Below are 17,550 nucleotides of genomic sequence, written 5' to 3' on the forward strand. Positions count from 1 at the left end.
CGCTTGTACGGTGGTGTGAGAGGACGGAGGCCGTGAGGCCTCCTCCTACTCGATTGTGTTGCTACCGCATTAAGAGGATGTGGTACTAGCCAATGCTATCAATGTGGATCACTACTGAGTCTGGTCGCCAGTATTCCAGTTCGCAGTCCATCAACTCGCCATCTTGCTTGTAGTTCACACGGCAGATCTTCAGCACCGGTTGACCCTCAGCCAAATTTAATGCCTTGGCGACATGCGCAGGGGCAGAGGTGGGTATCACATCAAAGCGCGATCGTTTGGTCTCGTAGCCGTATTTTTCTCGGTAGATGCCTGTCAGCGACATGGTGAGGTTTTCTGACAACACCTTCTCAAACAACGGCGCTTTTAAGACGTTTTCAACAAACAGCACCGCTCTGCCATCAATAAAGCGTAATCGCTCAATCACGTGTATCGGGGTTATCTGTTCTATTTCTAATGCTTTGGCGTAATCGCCTGCGGCCATTTCTGTGCGGGTGCTGAGCAACTTGGTTGCTGCAATACGATGTTGTTCGCGAATCATTTGATGAAAGTGAGAACGTGACAATGGGTTATAGCGAACACGTTCGGGTGACACATACCAGCCTCGGCGCTCTTCTCGGTATATCAAACCTTCGGTTTCCAGAGACACCAACGCATCTTTGAGCGTGATTCGTGTGGTGGAAAACAGTTCGCTAAGGTTTCTTTCTGATGGCAGTTTTTGCCCTTCAATGAAGATACCTGATTGAAGCTGCTCTCGAATACTCGCCTTAATTCTTCCTAACTGTGTCCCTGATTGCCCGGTGCCCAATGTTCTCATTACTGATCTAGTCCATAAGTTCGTGTGCTTAATAAGGTAAACCATGGAGTTAACAGGAATGTGACAGTAAACAATGGCTTATTGTCATATGAGTGAAATATAACTGCCACGTAAATGCACTCGAACTGTCAAATAACTTACGGCAAACCGTCACATTCCGGCTATAGCATACAAAACGAACTTACTGACCTAGTCCAGAAGGATAGAGACAATGAAAACTTTGCTTAGCCGTTCAACTGTATCGCCAGCTAAATTAATCGGTTCACCTGCAAAATTGATAGGCACAACCGCTAAATTGATTGGTGTAACAGGACTTACGGCAACACTTTCAATGCCAGCGATGGCGAAGGATGCTGATCTTGAGTCACTGATTGAAGCCGCTCAAAAAGAGGGTGCAGTTTACAGTGTGGGTATGCCAGACAGTTGGGCAAACTGGAAAGGCACATGGACTGACCTGAAAGCAAACTACGGTTTGAAGCATCAGGATACCGATATGAGCTCGGCGCAAGAGATCTCGAAATTTGAAGCAGAGAAGAAAAACGCAACCGCTGATATTGGTGATGTGGGTTTCGCATTCGCACGTGTGGCCGTAAAGAAAAACGTCACTCAGCCATACAAACCAACCACTTGGAATGACATTCCAGACTGGGCAAAAGACAAAGATGGTCACTGGGCTCTGGCTTACACAGGTACTATCTCGTTCATTTCAAACAACAACCTTGTTGAAGATGCGCCGAAAACTTGGAGTGACCTACTAGAAGGCGACTACAAAGTCACAGTGGGCGATGTCGGCGTAGCCGCGCAAGCAAACAACGCGATTTTAGCGGCAGCATTTGCTAATGGCGGTGACGAGTCGAACCTAAAACCAGCGATTAAATTCTTTGGTGAACTAGCGAAGCAAGGCCGTCTATCTTACACAGATCCAAGCATTGCGAACCTTGAAAAAGGCGAAGTGGAAGTAGCAATCATGTGGGACTTCAACGCACTGAACTACCGCGACAAGATTGACCGTGAGCGCTTTACGGTAAGCATTCCACAAGATGGCTCAGTGATCTCTGGTTACACCACCATCATCAACAAATACGCACAAAACCCGAATGCGGCGAAGTTGGCTCGTGAATACATCTTCAGCGACCAAGGCCAAATCAACCTGGCAGAAGGTTACGCACGTCCAATCCGTAGCAACGTTACGTTGCCTAAATCAGTACAAGACAAGCTGATCTCGAACGATGAATACAGCAACGTGCACCCAGTATCTGACTTCTCAGCATGGGAAAAATCAGCACGCCGCCTGCCACGTCAATGGCAAGAAAGCGTATTGATTCACCAGCAATAACCCCGCTTAACACGCCACCTGTACGGGTGGCTTATAGAAACAAGCAATAGAGAATAGACCATGAGCAATAAGGTTATCCTTGTTGTTCTAGATGGACTGAACTATCAGGTAGCCCGTGATTGCATGGGCTACCTGAACGGTCTTCTAGAACTAAGCGATTTGCAGACAAAACAGGGCGATATGCATGAAAAACAGGGCGATATGCACAGCAACCAAGGCGATTCGTACAATAAACAGAGCACTTCGCAGAGCACGCAAAAAAACAAGCTGCGCGCCACGCTTTACCCTGTGCAGTGTGAGCTGCCATCTATGTCACGTCCACTGTATGAGTGCATCCTGACCGGTGTTCGCCCTGTTGAGAGTGGCATCGTCAACAACCAAATCGTGCGTTTGTCGAATCACGAGTCGGTATTTAGCTTGGCGAAGTCGCAGAACAAAGTGACGGCAGCTGCGGCTTACCATTGGGTGAGCGAGTTATATAACCGAGCGCCATTTGATGCAGTACGCGACCGTTTCACCAACGATGAGACCATGAACATTCAACACGGTTGTTTCTACCACTGGGATCACTACCCAGATGAAGCCTTGTTCTTGGATGCAGAGCACTTGCGCGTGACTCATCAGCCTGATTTCTTGCTGATTCACCCAATGAACATTGACGACATGGGACACAAGCATGGGCTGGATTCTCGCCAGTACCGTAATAGTGCTCGTGGCGCGGATATCTACCTATCGAACTACCTTGAGAAATGGGTAAATGATGGTTATCAAGTGATCATCACCAGTGACCATGGCATGAACAATGACTTGTCTCATGGTGGCATTCTGCCTGAAGAGCGTGAAGTGCCATTCTTTGTGATTGGCGATAAGTTTACACACCAAGAATGTTCAGTGAAACAGACCGACATCTGCGGCAGCGTCTGTCAGTTACTCAACCTTGAACACGATAAATCTTACACTCAGGAATTGTTGGCCTTATGAGCAGTTCTGTAATTACGCAGAGCGATGGCTCTGCGCTTCAACCCAAAACCAAATCTTTGTTTCAACGCTTCAAGCCCGCTTTGTGGCTTGCGCCTTTCGCGCTGTTTTTCTATCTGTTCCAACTGGCACCTATGGTTTGGGTGCTGATCAACAGCTTCTTCTACGACGATGAGCTCTCTCTCGAAAACTATTCTGAAATATTCGATTCTGCCTTCATGATGCAGGCCTTCGGTAACAGTTTATGGCTGTCGATTTGGTCGAGCATTGTTGGTTTAGCGATCGCGACTCTGCTCGTCTCATCATTGCGCCGCGTTGATTCTAAAATCCGCGATGCGGTGATTGCCTTCACCAATATGAGCAGCAACTTCTCTGGTGTGCCTTTGTCGTTCGCCTTCATCATCATCCTTGGTACTAATGGTGCGATCACCTTATTGCTCAAGCAGTATGGATTACTGGGCGATTTTGACTTGTACGGCAAGTGGGGTTTGCTAGCGATTTACATCTACTTCCAGATCCCATTAGCGGTGTTGTTGCTGTATCCAGCGTTTGATGCACTGAGTGACGACTGGCAAGCCGCTTCGGCATTGCTTGGCGCGAAAACTTGGCAATATTGGACCAAAATTGCGCTGCCTGTGCTATCTCCGGCTTTGTTCGGCACCTTCATCATCTTGATTGCCAATGCGATTGGTGCGTATGCGAGCGTATATGCGCTAACCTCGGGTAACTACAACGTGATTACGATTCGAATAGCGAGCTTGGTATCGGGTGACTTGTTCCTAGAACCCAACCTAGCTGCCGCAATTTCTGTGATTCTGATGGCGATGCTGGCCTTCATCACTGTAATTAACCAATGGCTGATCAGCAAAAGCTACGCAGGGAAGAGAAAGTAATGAACACCGTAAATACTCGCTTTCATAAAACGGTTGTCTATTCGATTGTCGGCATCATGATGATTCCGATCTTAGCGACCTTTATCTACTCGATCTCTTCTCGATGGGGCGCAACGATCCTGCCGGATGGCTTCACGTTGGATTGGTACATCAACCTGCTGACGGATCCTCGCTTCTTACAAGCCTTTGGTCGTTCACTGTTTATTTGTGTGGCGGCGTTGTCACTGAGTGTGGTGTTGGTTCTACCTGCGATTTTCGTGGTGTTTTACTATTTCCCGAAGCTCGACAAGGTAATGAATATCCTTATCTTACTGCCGTTCGCGGTGCCGCCTGTGGTGTCATCGGTTGGTTTACTTCAATTGTATGCAGACAGCGAAATCTCACTGATAGGCACGCCGTGGATTTTGATTGGCACCTATTTCACCATCGCGCTGCCATTCATGTATCGCGCGATTGCCAACAGCTTTGAAGCGATTAACCTGCACGATTTGATGGACGCGGCACACCTGCTCGGTGCAAGCACCACCAAGGCGTTCTTGTTGATTATTCTGCCAAACCTTAAGAAAGGCTTAATGGCGTCGCTGTTCTTGTCGTTCTCGTTCCTATTGGGCGAGTTCGTGTTCGCCAACATCTTGGTGGGTACACGTTACGAGACACTGCAAATCTACCTATACAACATGCGTCAAACCAGCGGCCACTTCACGTCAGCCCTAGTGATGACGTACTTCCTGTTTATTTTCTTACTGACTTGGTTGGCAAGTCGTTTCAGCCAGGGAACAAAATAATGAGCTATGTAAATGCGAAAAACCTTACCAAAAGCTTTGGTGACAACACGGTGTTTGAAGATATTGAATTTTCCATCGAGAAGGGCGAATTCATTACTCTGCTTGGCCCAAGTGGCTGTGGTAAATCGACTCTACTGCGCAGCTTGGCTGGCCTGAATCCTGTTGATGGTGGCGAGATCTGGGTCAACGGTGAAGAGATTACTCACCAAGTGCCACAACAGCGTGGCATCGGCATGGTGTTTCAATCTTATGCGCTGTTCCCGAACATGACGGTTGAAGGCAACATTGCGTTTGGCCTCAAGATGAAAAAGCTTGCTGCTGACGAGATTAAGCACGAAGTCGCGAAAGTGATTGGGCTGGTGGATTTAACGGGCAAAGAGAAATTCTACCCGCATCAGCTATCAGGCGGTCAGCGTCAGCGTGTGGCTTTGGCAAGAGCTTTGGTGGTCAAGCCGCGTATTCTGCTACTTGATGAACCGCTTTCTGCACTGGATGCTAAGATCCGTAAACACCTACGCCAACAGATCCGAGATATTCAGAAAGAGATGAATCTGACCACGATCTTCGTGACTCATGATCAGGAGGAAGCGATGATCATGTCTGACCGTATCTTCTTGATGAACAAAGGCGAGATCGTACAAGCAGGTACACCCGAAGAGATCTACACTCAACCATCCAATGAATTTGTGGCTGGGTTCATGGGTCACTACAATCTGGTGCAAGCGAACAAAGCCAAGCAACTTTTCAATATTGAAACAGAGTGGAAAGTGGCGATTCGACCTGAGTCTATCTACGTGAAAGAGCAAGGTCGACAATATGGCGAACATATCTCTGCGCCGAAAACGGGCACGATTCGTAACCACCAGCTTTTGGGCAACGTGATTCGCTACCAAGTGGACGTTGATGAGTGTGAATTAACGGTCGACCTACTTAACCGTTCTTCTGAACGACTGTTGGCAAACGGCAGCCAACTTGAACTCCTGTTTAACCTTAACGAAATTCAACCTGTGAGAGCCTAAGATGTTCAAACCTTTGTATGTATTTGATATGGACGAAACGCTGATCAATGCTGATGCAGCAATGCTTTGGAATGAGTTCTTGGTTGAAAAGGGCATTGCCACTGCGCCTAACTTTATCGAAGAAGATAAGCGCTTAATGGGCCTGTATTCGGAAGGTAAATTGAATATGGAAGATTACCTCACGTTTTCCATGCAGCCATTGGCCGATATGCCAACAGAGCAAGTGACTGCGTTGGTGGAAGAGTGTGTTGAACAGCATATTTTGCCTAAACAGTTCAAGCAGTCGAAACCTTTGATTGAGCAGCTTGAGAATGATGATATTGATATGCTGATCATCTCTGCCAGCGTGACTTTCTTAGTGGAAGCTGTGGGCCGTAAGATTGGTATCGAGAATGCACTTGGTATTGATTTGATTGAAAACCAAGGTCGTTTCACGTCTCAGATCTCTGGTGTGCCAAGCTACCGTGAAGGCAAAGTGACGCGTTTAAAAGAGTGGTTAGATAAGCAAGAAACCAATTACTCAGACATCCACTTTTATACCGATTCAATCAATGACTTACCTTTGTGTGAACACGCTGATTTTGCCTATTTGGTGAATCCGTGCCCGCGTTTGAAAGCGTTAGCCGATCAACCGAATTGGTCGATTCTCAACTGGGATTAACGCGATTCTGATATTCGAATTAGGTTCGTTCTAGAACTCATCAAGCCGCTGACTACAGCGGCTTTTTGATTCGTATTATTCTATTTCTAGTTTGTAACCTATCCCGTAAATGGATTTAATGTAGTCACATTTTTCATTTATCGAGACCATTTTTTTGCGTAAGTTTTTAATATGGCTATCGATAGTGCGATCACTGACCACTCTTCTATCGTCGTAGATTTTATCAATCAATTGATCGCGACTATAAATGCGGCCAACATTTTGATAGAGAAGGTGCAAAAGCCGAAACTCAGCTGGCGTTAAACTTAGCTTAATACCACATAGGACGGCGGTCATACTCAATTCATCAATATCAATGGCGTTCGTTGTTGACGTGGCTTGGGGCTTGTTGGAACGGCGCAAAATATTTTTCACCCTCACAACCACTTCTCTCGGGCTGTACGGCTTACATATATAATCATCTGCACCCAGTTCAAGCCCAACGAGTCGATCAATCTCTTCGACCTTGGCTGTCGCCATAACCACTGGGATGTCACTGAACGTTCTCAGCTCTCGATAAATATCCAACCCGTCTCGATTGGGTAGCATGAGGTCGAGAATAATGAGTTTAGGCGATGCTTGCTTTACCCAGTCAATGACAAGGTTACCATCGATAATATGATGACTTTCAAGGCCAGAGTGCTCTAAGTACTCACACAGTACACTTGCTAATGCAGGCTCATCTTCGACGACTAAAATCACGATTTTATTTCCTTTGGTAACGCTATGATGATTCGTAGTCCACCCAATTCTGAGTGGTCGGCAGTAATGTGTCCTTGGTGCGCTTCAACGATATTTTTACAGATAGATAAGCCAAGTCCAGAACCGCCACTTGAGCGACTGCGCGATTTATCAACGCGGTAAAGCCTCTCAAATAAACGTGGAAGTGATGCATCAGGTACACCTGGATCACTGTCTTCAACGTTGATAATAATACTATCACTAATGTCGGTAACATCTATCGATACATGCCCATTATCGCTAGTGTATCGTGCGCTATTTTCCAACAGATTCACAAACAGTTGTGTCAGTAATCTCTCATCACACGAGGTAAACAGTGGCGCCGAATGGTCATAGTGCTTTGTTAATGTGATGTTTTTTTGTTCTAAACGGATCGAGTTTTGAACGATCACAGAATCAATCAGTTTATGTATATCAACGTTGTTTTTAACATTGAGGTTAAATCCGATGTCATACAGGGAGAGTTGGTGAAGATCCTCAACGAGTTGACCCAGTGTGATGATTTGTTGATGTAACGAGTCGATGTATTTTGGTTCAGGTGATCGAATACCGTCTTGTAGCGCCTCTAGTTCACTTCTAAGCACGGTGATAGGCGTTCTAAGTTCATGTGAAATATCTGATAACCACTGTTCTCTAAGTGTTTTCTGTTTTCTTAGTGTCTCGACAACACCGTTGAATATTCCGATGAGATCGGACAATTCATCATTGCCGCTTTTTTTAATGTAGAAATCGAGATCGCCATTTTCGATAGATTTGGCACCTTTCGACAAAGCACGCAATGGTTTCAAAAATCGCCTAACAAGAAACAAAGAGATAAGGAATGAAAGCAACACGGTAATCGATGCGATAGTGCTTACATGCGTCGTTTGTTGTTTGAAAAAGCTTTCTGCTAAAGGCCCTGATATTTCATCCATCTGGACGATGGAGATATACCCAATAACTTGATCATCCAGTGTTATTTCGACTAGCGCTTGATGCTGACCATCTTCAAGGTGATGTAGGTTTTCAGGCGGTCCAATTATGGCTCGCCCGTCTTGATCTAAAATGTTGAGTCGTTGCCAAATAGGTTGAAGGCCTGGCGCTTCCGGCTCTCTTAATGGTGGTGGCGATGGGTGTCTGTCACGAGGATGTGGTCGTGAGGGGCCGCCAATGCTACTGGCGATTAAATGTGGTTCACGCTCTAGCCGCCTCCATTTTTCGGAAGGTGAGTAATATTGCTTTAAGTTATTGGCGAGTTCTTGAGCTAGGGCAATCTCATTATTATTTGTGAAATCTTGGAGCCCTCTTTGAAAACTGGAGTTAATAAAATAGGTCAGTACAAAGAGCATGGTCACGCACACCATTAGTATTGAAACAAACAGTTTGGTGAAAATTGATATGCGCACGTTCTCTCCAGAAATTAAAGTGAATTAAGACGATAGAGTGAGTTAAGACAATAAAATGAGATAAACCAATATTAGCCCTCGATCGTGTGGGAAATATGGACATTGATTTCTTTATTCATCTTAGGCCATGTATAAGCACTCTTTTGTTAGAAACGAATAGCGAGCTGACAGGGTGCTATACCCCATCAGCTCGCATTGAATTATCACTATTTTAGGATAACCCTCTAACCATTATTGACGTCTTGGTGGTGGTGGCGGAACTTCCTCTTCCGATAGACCACCGCTTCCATCTGCGTCTAGTTTATCAAAGTCATCGGCGAGTGGACCTCTGAGCTCTTCTAATTGTAATTCGCCATCACCGTTTGCATCCATTTCTTCAAAGCTTGGCATTTCTCTTGGGCCTTCACGGCTTTCAGCACACGCTTGAAGCGCGAATGTCGATGTCAGTAAAAGTAATGCTGTCGTGATTTTGTTCATAATTTAATTCCTATTCGTAACCAAATATAAGTGTATTTCTTTGACGCAAATAGGTTAGCGATCAAATTAGCAGAGAAAATGGATAAATCTAGGAGATGAAAGTTAGCGTTTAACTTTAATAGGGCATCAGATCATCAGCCCATCAAGTCAGGTTGTTTAAACCTCCATTGTTTCTACATAGTTTCCACATTTTCTATTTTTATCCTAGTCCACTATTGAACTCATGAATTTAATGCCTTTAGCAATAAAGGCAGAAAGCTATCGTTGGTATTGAAATGGATTATTTTTTAGGAGCCGTAGAATGAAGGCAATGGTAAAAAAATCAGTCGTTGTCTCTTCTACGTTGTTGGTTGCTTCTTATAGTAACGCTGCGCTTTATAGGGTGGTTTTGGAGGAATCACCAGTAGAAACTGAATCGGTGTATGGGGTCGCAGTTGAACCAGAGCTTGGTACAACGGATTGCTTTAGTACCAGTTGTGGTGACACCGACTACGCATTCGCAGGGGAAGCTCAAAATGCAGAACCAGGTTTTTCCTTTAAAGAGGAGGTCCCCTTTGGTATCGATAACACGTTCTACTATTTGGATTATGACGATATCTATAGCTACTGCACGAGCGAACTTGGCTACGCGACTTGTGAAGCTTGGAGTTCTTTATTGTGGTATGGCGATGATGATGCGGGCATTGGAGGCTTGAAAAATGAGCGTGATGCGTATTACGGGCTGAGCTATCAGACCAATTCCACGGCTTTTTATGATTCTTCTTCGCTAAGCGAGATCCCAGATGTTGGCAGCAACCCACCTGATGTGAGCAGTTATAGTTATTCCTTTGTTGATGGAACAGAGGAGAAGGTGATCACTAAAGTTGACGAGAATGGTTTCGTTCTTGGTAACACCAGCAGTGGTTATTACAGCTATAACAACCAATATATTCAGTTGTATAGGCAGCGTGGTTACTACGATACAGGCACTGAATTTACGGTTCTCCAACCTGAAGCCGATACCGGCATTACGATCAGCGATGCTGACGGCGAAGCGAATATAATCTCCCAAATGGGAAGAACGATGGCTTTTGATTCTTTCAGTTATGGAGGAGAAAGCTATGTGGTCGGAAGTGCGTCCGTTGCGACTTTTTATTACAGTGATGAGTATAAAGATTATGATTCTCCGTACACATCCGACAGTGATGCAGAGGATCTAGATAATTGTATCGATGAAGATATTGAGCCTGCTTTATATCCAGAGTGTCAGAACTTTGCTTTTGCTAATCGAGCTTTTGTCTGGAATATAACCGATGCGAATGGCCCCAATGATGATGGAAACCGTTTCTCAGTATCTGATTGGGAAACCAGTTCGACCTATTACTCTTACAACGATGATGAAGCTTCAGCACAGGCGAGTGTGAGGGCTGCAACGATTTCATCTAGAGGGACATATAGCTCTTATCCTGTTTTAGTTGGTTACAATACAGAGCTAGATGATTCTGATAACTTTCTTATGCAGGCTGCTGTGTTTAGGCCAAGCAGTACGTCAAATTTCAGCGTTTCGGAAAATGCTTGGACGACGACATTTATCGCTAATGCGACGGTAGAAGTGAGTGATTCATACATCCACAGTAATTCTGTCGCAACAGATATTAATGAAAACATGATGGTTATTGGTTATGCAAAACGAGATGGTGATTATCCGTCGGATCGTGTGTCTGATAATCGTATGTTCGTCGCTGATGCGAATGACACAACGCCAACAGCCACATTCTTCGCAAGTTTAGGTGAAGACATTTTCTTTGACAGTGCAGAGGGAAAAGCAAGTGAGATCAACAGCTACAATGAAATCGTTGGCTATGTTGACGCCGAAACTCACGCTGAAGTAGACGGACATGAAAGAAGGCATCGCGGCTTCATTTTCCCTTATAACGACACTGGTACCGATGCTGATAGACGTGCAAGATATAATGATCAAGCTTGGTGGTTAGACGACCTAACTAACGGTGGTGACGACAGTGATGCCAACAACCACTTTAGAATATTGGACGCAACCGACATTAATGACGCGGGTGTTATCTCAGGGACGGCAATACAATGTTTTGCGAGTGAAAGTAGCTCCTCTTCTATGGCTTATGATTCAACCGCACACTTTGCTTATTGTAATGATGGAGTAGGTGACGAGAGGGTGGTGGCTGTAAAACTTATCCCGATATCTGGAGCAACAAGTGAAGACATTGCTGAAAGAAGTGATGATAGCGCTGAAGATGTTGAACGTAGTGGTGCCGGTACCGGGCTATTGGTGCTTATCAGTTTAATGTCCGTGCTTTCAGTTCGCTTGAAAAAGTCTCGTTCTGTGATTGCCTAAATTGATGACGTGCTCACGAGAGAAACAACCTCTATTTGACCGTCAACCATTAAAGTAATGGGTTAGGTTTGATACTTCGTCCCATAAGAATACCGCTGGGATATGAAGCTTTTTAAAAGAGCATCACCTGTTTTGTGATGCTCTTTTTACGTTCAACATACACTTATCTCTTTCTGCTTTAGCCAAAAAAATCACTTGTAACAATTAAACAACATCTCTTGCTTTGCTGTAAATCAAACCACCACTCTTCAATCCCTTGATAGCACTCACTTTCCTGTTGCGAGGGTTTGTGTGTAACAATTATTTTACAATTTGACGGGTTTTTAGCGTTATTGCCCATTTCCTTCGATGCATTCCAATCTTTCCGCTTGTGGGCCAAATTTAATTAAGGACAAAAAACACGTAATACAAAACCAATAGGTACAAGGAGAAAGTTCATGGTGGATACATACAACCCGCTTGGTACGGATGGATTCGAGTTTGTTGAATACACGGCCGTTGACCACAAGGGAATCGAGCAACTTAAAGCGCTGTTTGTGTCACTTGGTTTTGCTGAGATAGCCAAGCACCGCTCAAAAGAAGCTTGGCTGTATCGACAAGGTGATATCAATTTTATCGTCAATGAACAACCACACAGCCAAGCGGAAGCGTTCGCTAAAGTTCACGGCCCATCGGTGTGTGGCATGGCGTTTCGTGTTAACGAAGCGACAGCTGCAATGGAACAAGCGTTTAAGGGCGGCGGTGAAGAGTACAAAACAGAAATAGGGCCGATGGAGCTGAGTATTCCTGCCATTTACGGCATCGGTGAAAGCCTGCTCTATTTTGTGGATCGTTATGGCAAGCAGAGCATCTATGACGTCGATTTCCGATTCTATGACGATGCGGAACAGCGCATGGCCGAAGCCAATGTTGGCTTGTATGAAATCGACCATCTCACGCACAACGTGAAACAAGGCAATATGGATGTTTGGTCTGGGTTTTATGAGCGTATCGGTAACTTTCGTGAGATTCGCTACTTCGACATTGAAGGTAAGCTGACAGGCCTTGTGAGCCGTGCCATGACCTCACCATGTGGCAAGATCCGTATTCCAATCAATGAGTCTTCAGATGACAAATCACAAATTGAAGAGTTCATTCGTGAATACAACGGCGAAGGTATCCAACACATCGCGCTTGCTACGGATGACATCTACAAAACGGTGAAAACCCTGCGTGATCGCGGCATGGACTTTATGCCAACCCCAGATACCTACTATGAGAAAGTTGACGATCGTGTAAAAGGCCATCGGGAAGATACCGATCTGTTGCGTGACCTACGCGTTCTGATTGATGGTGCGCCGACCAAAGACGGCATCTTGCTGCAAATTTTCACACAGACGGTAATCGGGCCTGTGTTCTTTGAAATCATTCAGCGTAAAGGTAATGAAGGCTTTGGCGAAGGTAACTTCAAAGCGCTGTTTGAATCGATTGAAGAGGACCAGATTCGTCGAGGAGTATTAGACGATGCATAAATGGATCTCGTTTCCTCATCGGGAGGGTGTGTGCTCTAAACAAGCGCACGCCGATTTTCCCGAAGAGGCAATTTATGAGCGAGAGGCGGGCCGAAGTGGGTTCTTCGGCCCAGCGGCTCACTTTCATCACCAACATGCCCCAACAGGTTGGTCGGAGTGGGAGGGTGATCTGCGCCCTCGCGCTTTTGATTTCACGCTGGTGGAAAAAGCCAGACAGATAACGCCTTGGGCTGTGCCTCATCTTTTGCATAATGCGGACTGCAAAATTCGTGTGTGGCGCATGGACGAGAAGATGGATTTCTTGGTGCGTAATTCCGACGGTGATGAGCTGCTGTTCATTCATCAAGGCAGCGCCGATCTCTATTGTGACTATGGTCATCTAGAGGTGAGTGAAGGGGATTACGTGATGATCCCGCGCTCGACCAACTGGCGTTTAGAGCCAAGCGAGCCGATGTTTATCTTGATGATTGAGAACACAGACGCGGCTTACTCCTTGCCAGAGAAAGGCATGGTCGGCAATCACGCGGTGTTTGATCCAGCGGTTCTTGAAATACCATCGATCAACGATCAATTCCGCGCTCAGTATTCAGAAGATCAAACTCAAGTTCAGGTAAAACGCCACGACAAAGTCAGCGTGATCACTTATCCGTTCAATCCTTTAGACGCGATTGGCTGGCATGGTGACTTGGCTGTGGTGAAAGTGAACTGGCGCGATATCAGACCGCTGATGTCACATCGCTACCACTTGCCACCGTCTGCACACACGACTTTTGTTGGCGCAGGCTTTGTGGTGTGCACCTTTGTGCCACGCCCGATTGAGAGCGATCCTGGGGCGTTAAAAGTGCCGTTCTACCACAACAACGATGATTACGACGAAGTGCTGTTCTATCACGCAGGTGACTTCTTCAGTCGCGATAACATTGAGGCGGGCATGGTGACCTTCCATCCGGCTGGGTTTACGCATGGGCCTCACCCTAAAGCCTTTAAGGCAGGGCAAGCGCACAAGAAGAAGTTTACCGATGAAGTGGCGGTGATGATCGATACTCGCCACGCGCTGCAGTTCTCTGATGAACTCGATAGCGTTGAGAACAAAGAATATGTCTACAGTTGGCAAGACACTGGTTTGCAAGAGACAGGTTCTCAAACCATGGCTGACGATAAGAAGTAAGGGACAAGGATGAAATTAGCAACCAAGAAAAATGGCACTCGCGACGGTCTATTGATGGTCGTAAGTAAAGATCTTAAACAATGTGTAGCTGCAACCGAAATTTTCCATGCGATGCATCTAGCGCCAACCATGCAGGTAGCATTGGATAACTGGGACAGCGTGGCTTCTCAGTTACAAGAGTTATACACCTCGTTAAACAACGGGCATGTGACTGGCAGTGAAGTGTTTGCATCTCAGTATTGTGAATCACCTCTGCCACGCGCATATCAATGGGCGGATGGCAGTGCTTATGTAAACCATGTTGAACTGGTGCGTAAGGCGCGTGGTGCTGAAATGCCAGAAAGCTTCTGGGTTGATCCATTAATGTATCAAGGCGGCTCAGATGCGTTTATCGGCCCTTGTGACAATATCGAATTTGCCAGCGACGAGTGGGGCATCGATTTCGAAGGTGAGGTTGCGATTGTGACCGGTGATGTACCGATGGGCGCTAGCGCTAAACAAGCGCACGACTCGATTCGCTTACTGATGTTGGTGAACGATGTGTCGCTGCGCGGTTTGATTCCGGCGGAGCTTGCTAAGGGTTTTGGCTTCTTCCAGTCTAAACCGTCTTCTGCGTTCTCTCCGGTTGCGGTAACACCTGATGAGCTTGGCGAGCAATGGAAAGGCAGTAAGGTACATTTACCGTTGATATCGACCTACAACGACCAGCCTTTTGGTTGTCCGAATGCCGGTGTAGATATGACCTTCAATTTTGCAGAGTTGGTTGTGCATGCAGCTAAAACTCGACCACTGTCGGCAGGCACGATCATAGGTTCAGGCACGGTATCGAATAAGCAAGGCACTGACCACGGCACCTCAATTGCCGAGGGCGGCGTGGGCTATTCATGCATTGCCGAGGTGCGCATGATTGAGACGATTAGAGATGGTAAACCATCAACTCAATTCATGTCGTTTGGCGACTCTATTCGCCTAGAGATGTTTGATGCAGCGGGTGGCTCCATTTTTGGTGCGATTGACCAAAAAGTTAGCCAATATCGAGCGTTATAGCCCATATTATAAAGATTCAGCTCGAGCGAGATCATTGTATGAATCAGAACATGACACTTTACGGTTACTGGCGCTCTTCGGCCGCCTATCGGGTGCGTATTGGATTGAACCTAAAGCAACTCGACTATGAGTCTAAATCGGTGCATTTGGTACGTAATGGCGGCGAGCAGCATGATCCACATTATCGTGAGCTCAACGCCAGTGAGTTAGTGCCTGTGCTGGTGGATGGTGAAGTTAAACTCAATCAGTCGCTGACTATTTTGCAATATTTGGATGAAAGCTATTTATGTGAGAGCAGCCCAGACTCATTGTTGATTCCCGAGCAAACACCATTGCGCTATCAAGCGTTGGCAATGGCTCAGGATATTGCGATAGAAATTCACCCTCTGAACAACCTGCGCGTGTTGCAGTATTTGGAGCGGGAATTGTCGTGCGAGCAAGAGGCGAGAATGGACTGGCTTCATCATTGGATGAACCAAGGTTTCCGTGCTCTAGAAGAGAAACTGGCAAAGCACAGAAAAGCACACGGTGATTCGGTGTATAGCCTCACCGATTCACCATGCATTGTCGATATTTGCTTGGTGCCACAGGTGTATAACGCGCTGCGTTTTGGCGTTGATATGTCACCTTATCCGCTGATTAACTCAATTGTCGAAGCGTGCAATCAGTTACCTGCTTTTATTGAGGCGATGCCAGAGAATCAAGCGGATGCGAATGATTCCATGTAGATTCACTGATGTAAACGCAAATACTCTTCCCTTGCGCTACCAAAACCGTTTCTTGAAAGAAGCGGTTTCCAAAATTATATATATTAAATACAGTAAGTGTATGAATATTTATCCCATTTGGAACTAATATGGCCTTAATAAAAAAGCCTCGTTATTAAATAAGAGGCTTTAGCCCAAGGTTTATATTAATGGTGATTATCATTCGATAATGCTAATAATAAATAATACCTTCGCCTTTCGTAATTAGAGTACCAGCTTCATTGGTAATTATTTTATCTAAATCAAATAATGAACCAATCGCCGCATTACCCAATCCAGCTTCAACGAATTTACAAACGGCATCAATTTTTGGCCCCATAGAACCTGCAGGGAATGAAAATTCTGCTAAACCAGCAGGTGTTGCTTGCTCCATTTCTGCTTGGTCTTCTTTACCATAGTTACGGAAAATCGAACCATCGGTTAAGATAATAAATAAGTCGGCATGGATTTTTTCAGCCAGTAATTCAGCCGTAAGATCTTTGTCAATTACGCACTCTACGCCAGTACTCTTACCTTGCTCGATACTCACGGGAACACCGCCGCCACCACAAGCGATAACAAGATTTTCTGTATCTAGAAGAGTTTCAATTTGCTGAATTTCAACAATGTTTTTGGGCAGAGGAGAAGGCACAACGCGACGGTAGTACTCGCCATCAGCTTTAAATTGCATTGTGCTCTGAGCCATTAACTCTTTAGCTCGTTGCTCTGTATATACAGGGCCAACAAATTTAGTCGGGTTAGCAAACGCAGGGTCTTGTTTGCATACTTCCGTTTGCGTGACTAGCGTCGCTACGTCTAATTCAGGGTCAATGTTTCTTAGCTCTTGTTGTAACATGTAGCCCACCATGCCACAGGTTTGAGAGCCGAGCACATCCATTGGGTACGGGGTCGTCTCTGGTGAATATTCGCTGTAAGCTGCGTTTTGTTCCATCAACAGACCAACTTGTGGGCCATTACCATGAACGATAACAATCTCATGCTCGCGTGCAATTGCAGCAATACTCGCTGCGGATTTGATTATATTTTCACGTTGGTTCTCAGCCGTTAATGCTTGGCCTCTTGCTAAAAGAGCGTTACCGCCTAAAGCTAATACTATGCGCATGATAATGTCTCCGATCATTTTATAATGATTTTATTTTAACCGCTTGTTATTTCTAGTTGGATTCAAGCTTATTAATAACAATGACTAGGTTTTTAATTACTCTTAAGTAATTAACATGCCGAGATAGTATGGGAAAATAACCGTTCTAAATGTGATAGCTATCAAATTATCATTTGACTAGAAATGGAGCTGTGGAAACGGCAATTATTTAAATTCGATTAAATATCCATAAGCTTGGATGCAATCCAGCAGTGGACTCTTTTTTCGTACAAATGATTCGTCTTTAGTGAATATTATCTCAGGCTATAAAATGATTATTTTTCTATTTTTGTTTTAAATATGATGAGCAGATCGCATTAAGAACTTTAGAAAAGGCACGAGGCCATACTGAGGTGAGAATTCACGAGCTTAGTAGTTTAGAATCGGTTTATATCGGCTAATCAAGGACTGCTTAAAGTGTTTAGTGTTTAATGCTTC

16 protein-coding genes are annotated in these 17,550 nt (G+C 45.3%); 11 read left to right on the forward strand and 5 right to left on the reverse strand.

Going from position 1 to position 17,550, the window contains the following annotated elements; all coding sequences use genetic code 11:
• Positions 1–85: 85 nt before the first annotated feature.
• Positions 86–814 carry a UTRA domain-containing protein gene (locus AB6D58_RS20205; protein WP_017065129.1) on the reverse strand — a complete coding sequence of 243 codons (729 nt, stop codon included), beginning with the start codon at positions 812–814 and terminating at the stop codon, positions 86–88.
• A 211-nt stretch (positions 815–1,025) separates the two neighbouring features.
• On the opposite strand from AB6D58_RS20205, the gene AB6D58_RS20210 reads away from it, so the two are divergent.
• Genes AB6D58_RS20210 through AB6D58_RS20235 form a run of 6 tightly spaced genes read left to right on the forward strand, consistent with a single transcriptional unit; the run spans position 1,026 to position 6,486 of the window.
• The gene (locus AB6D58_RS20210; protein ID WP_372158235.1) at positions 1,026–2,150 is read left to right on the forward strand and encodes an ABC transporter substrate-binding protein; all 1,125 of its coding nucleotides are present in this window, start codon (positions 1,026–1,028) and stop codon (positions 2,148–2,150) included.
• 60 nt (positions 2,151–2,210) lie between these two features.
• Complete coding sequence (locus tag AB6D58_RS20215; protein ID WP_372133753.1) at positions 2,211–3,131, forward strand: alkaline phosphatase family protein; 921 nt, start codon at positions 2,211–2,213, stop codon at positions 3,129–3,131.
• Positions 3,128–4,021: an ABC transporter permease subunit gene (locus AB6D58_RS20220; protein WP_017061233.1), complete on the forward strand. Its 894-nt coding sequence runs from the start codon at positions 3,128–3,130 to the stop codon at positions 4,019–4,021. Before AB6D58_RS20215 ends, AB6D58_RS20220 begins: the two co-directional genes overlap by 4 nt.
• A complete protein-coding gene (locus AB6D58_RS20225) occupies positions 4,021–4,806 on the forward strand; it encodes an ABC transporter permease (RefSeq protein WP_004732591.1) in 786 nt (261 codons plus the stop codon). Before AB6D58_RS20220 ends, AB6D58_RS20225 begins: the two co-directional genes overlap by 1 nt.
• Complete coding sequence (locus AB6D58_RS20230; protein WP_108192338.1) at positions 4,806–5,825, forward strand: ABC transporter ATP-binding protein; 1,020 nt, start codon at positions 4,806–4,808, stop codon at positions 5,823–5,825. Before AB6D58_RS20225 ends, AB6D58_RS20230 begins: the two co-directional genes overlap by 1 nt.
• Position 5,826: 1 nt before the next feature.
• Positions 5,827–6,486, forward strand: a complete 660-nt coding sequence (locus AB6D58_RS20235; protein ID WP_280532112.1) for an HAD family hydrolase — start codon at positions 5,827–5,829, stop codon at positions 6,484–6,486.
• A gap of 75 nt (positions 6,487–6,561) precedes the next feature.
• Here AB6D58_RS20235 and AB6D58_RS20240 read toward each other — a convergent pair whose 3' ends face one another.
• From AB6D58_RS20240 to AB6D58_RS20250, 3 genes are all read right to left on the reverse strand, one after another.
• Positions 6,562–7,227, reverse strand: a complete 666-nt coding sequence (locus AB6D58_RS20240) for a response regulator (RefSeq protein WP_017094156.1) — start codon at positions 7,225–7,227, stop codon at positions 6,562–6,564.
• The gene (locus tag AB6D58_RS20245) at positions 7,224–8,594 is read right to left on the reverse strand and encodes an ATP-binding protein (protein ID WP_017061238.1); all 1,371 of its coding nucleotides are present in this window, start codon (positions 8,592–8,594) and stop codon (positions 7,224–7,226) included. The genes AB6D58_RS20240 and AB6D58_RS20245 overlap by 4 nt, the downstream gene beginning before the upstream one ends.
• 288 nt (positions 8,595–8,882) lie before the next feature.
• Positions 8,883–9,128, reverse strand: coding sequence for a hypothetical protein (locus AB6D58_RS20250; protein ID WP_017072318.1), 246 nt, complete (start codon positions 9,126–9,128; stop codon positions 8,883–8,885).
• 301 nt (positions 9,129–9,429) lie between these two features.
• Here AB6D58_RS20250 and AB6D58_RS20255 point away from each other — a divergent pair, with 301 nt between their 5' ends.
• From AB6D58_RS20255 to maiA, 5 genes are all read left to right on the forward strand, one after another.
• Entirely contained in the window at positions 9,430–11,478 is a 2,049-nt protein-coding gene (locus AB6D58_RS20255) for a DUF3466 family protein (RefSeq protein ID WP_372158238.1), read from the forward strand.
• A gap of 437 nt (positions 11,479–11,915) precedes the next feature.
• Positions 11,916–12,989, forward strand: coding sequence for a 4-hydroxyphenylpyruvate dioxygenase (gene hppD / locus AB6D58_RS20260; protein ID WP_372158240.1), 1,074 nt, complete (start codon positions 11,916–11,918; stop codon positions 12,987–12,989).
• Positions 12,982–14,157 carry a homogentisate 1,2-dioxygenase gene (locus AB6D58_RS20265; RefSeq protein WP_372158243.1) on the forward strand — a complete coding sequence of 392 codons (1,176 nt, stop codon included), beginning with the start codon at positions 12,982–12,984 and terminating at the stop codon, positions 14,155–14,157. Before hppD ends, AB6D58_RS20265 begins: the two co-directional genes overlap by 8 nt.
• Positions 14,158–14,166: 9 nt before the next feature.
• Positions 14,167–15,204, forward strand: coding sequence for a fumarylacetoacetate hydrolase family protein (locus AB6D58_RS20270; protein WP_372158246.1), 1,038 nt, complete (start codon positions 14,167–14,169; stop codon positions 15,202–15,204).
• A 38-nt stretch (positions 15,205–15,242) separates the two neighbouring features.
• A complete protein-coding gene (gene maiA, locus AB6D58_RS20275) occupies positions 15,243–15,932 on the forward strand; it encodes a maleylacetoacetate isomerase (protein WP_102320945.1) in 690 nt (229 codons plus the stop codon).
• 211 nt (positions 15,933–16,143) lie between these two features.
• On the opposite strand, the gene AB6D58_RS20280 is transcribed toward maiA, so the two are convergent.
• Complete coding sequence (locus AB6D58_RS20280; RefSeq protein WP_372158249.1) at positions 16,144–17,073, reverse strand: carbamate kinase; 930 nt, start codon at positions 17,071–17,073, stop codon at positions 16,144–16,146.
• Positions 17,074–17,550 lie beyond the last annotated feature (477 nt).

The organism is Vibrio sp. 10N.239.312.D08, assembly GCF_041466145.1.
Lineage (GTDB): Bacteria > Pseudomonadota > Gammaproteobacteria > Enterobacterales > Vibrionaceae > Vibrio > Vibrio crassostreae_C.

Coding starts and splice junctions, on each gene's coding strand:
- AB6D58_RS20205 (WP_017065129.1), bottom strand. CDS start 814: ATGAGAACATTGGGCACCGGGCAATCAGGGACACAGTTAGGAAGAATT.
- AB6D58_RS20210 (WP_372158235.1), top strand. CDS start 1,026: ATGAAAACTTTGCTTAGCCGTTCAACTGTATCGCCAGCTAAATTAATC.
- AB6D58_RS20215 (WP_372133753.1), top strand. CDS start 2,211: ATGAGCAATAAGGTTATCCTTGTTGTTCTAGATGGACTGAACTATCAG.
- AB6D58_RS20220 (WP_017061233.1), top strand. CDS start 3,128: ATGAGCAGTTCTGTAATTACGCAGAGCGATGGCTCTGCGCTTCAACCC.
- AB6D58_RS20225 (WP_004732591.1), top strand. CDS start 4,021: ATGAACACCGTAAATACTCGCTTTCATAAAACGGTTGTCTATTCGATT.
- AB6D58_RS20230 (WP_108192338.1), top strand. CDS start 4,806: ATGAGCTATGTAAATGCGAAAAACCTTACCAAAAGCTTTGGTGACAAC.
- AB6D58_RS20235 (WP_280532112.1), top strand. CDS start 5,827: ATGTTCAAACCTTTGTATGTATTTGATATGGACGAAACGCTGATCAAT.
- AB6D58_RS20245 (WP_017061238.1), bottom strand. CDS start 8,594: ATGCTCTTTGTACTGACCTATTTTATTAACTCCAGTTTTCAAAGAGGG.
- AB6D58_RS20250 (WP_017072318.1), bottom strand. CDS start 9,128: ATGAACAAAATCACGACAGCATTACTTTTACTGACATCGACATTCGCG.
- AB6D58_RS20255 (WP_372158238.1), top strand. CDS start 9,430: ATGAAGGCAATGGTAAAAAAATCAGTCGTTGTCTCTTCTACGTTGTTG.
- hppD (WP_372158240.1), top strand. CDS start 11,916: ATGGTGGATACATACAACCCGCTTGGTACGGATGGATTCGAGTTTGTT.
- AB6D58_RS20265 (WP_372158243.1), top strand. CDS start 12,982: ATGCATAAATGGATCTCGTTTCCTCATCGGGAGGGTGTGTGCTCTAAA.
- AB6D58_RS20270 (WP_372158246.1), top strand. CDS start 14,167: ATGAAATTAGCAACCAAGAAAAATGGCACTCGCGACGGTCTATTGATG.
- maiA (WP_102320945.1), top strand. CDS start 15,243: ATGAATCAGAACATGACACTTTACGGTTACTGGCGCTCTTCGGCCGCC.
- AB6D58_RS20280 (WP_372158249.1), bottom strand. CDS start 17,073: ATGCGCATAGTATTAGCTTTAGGCGGTAACGCTCTTTTAGCAAGAGGC.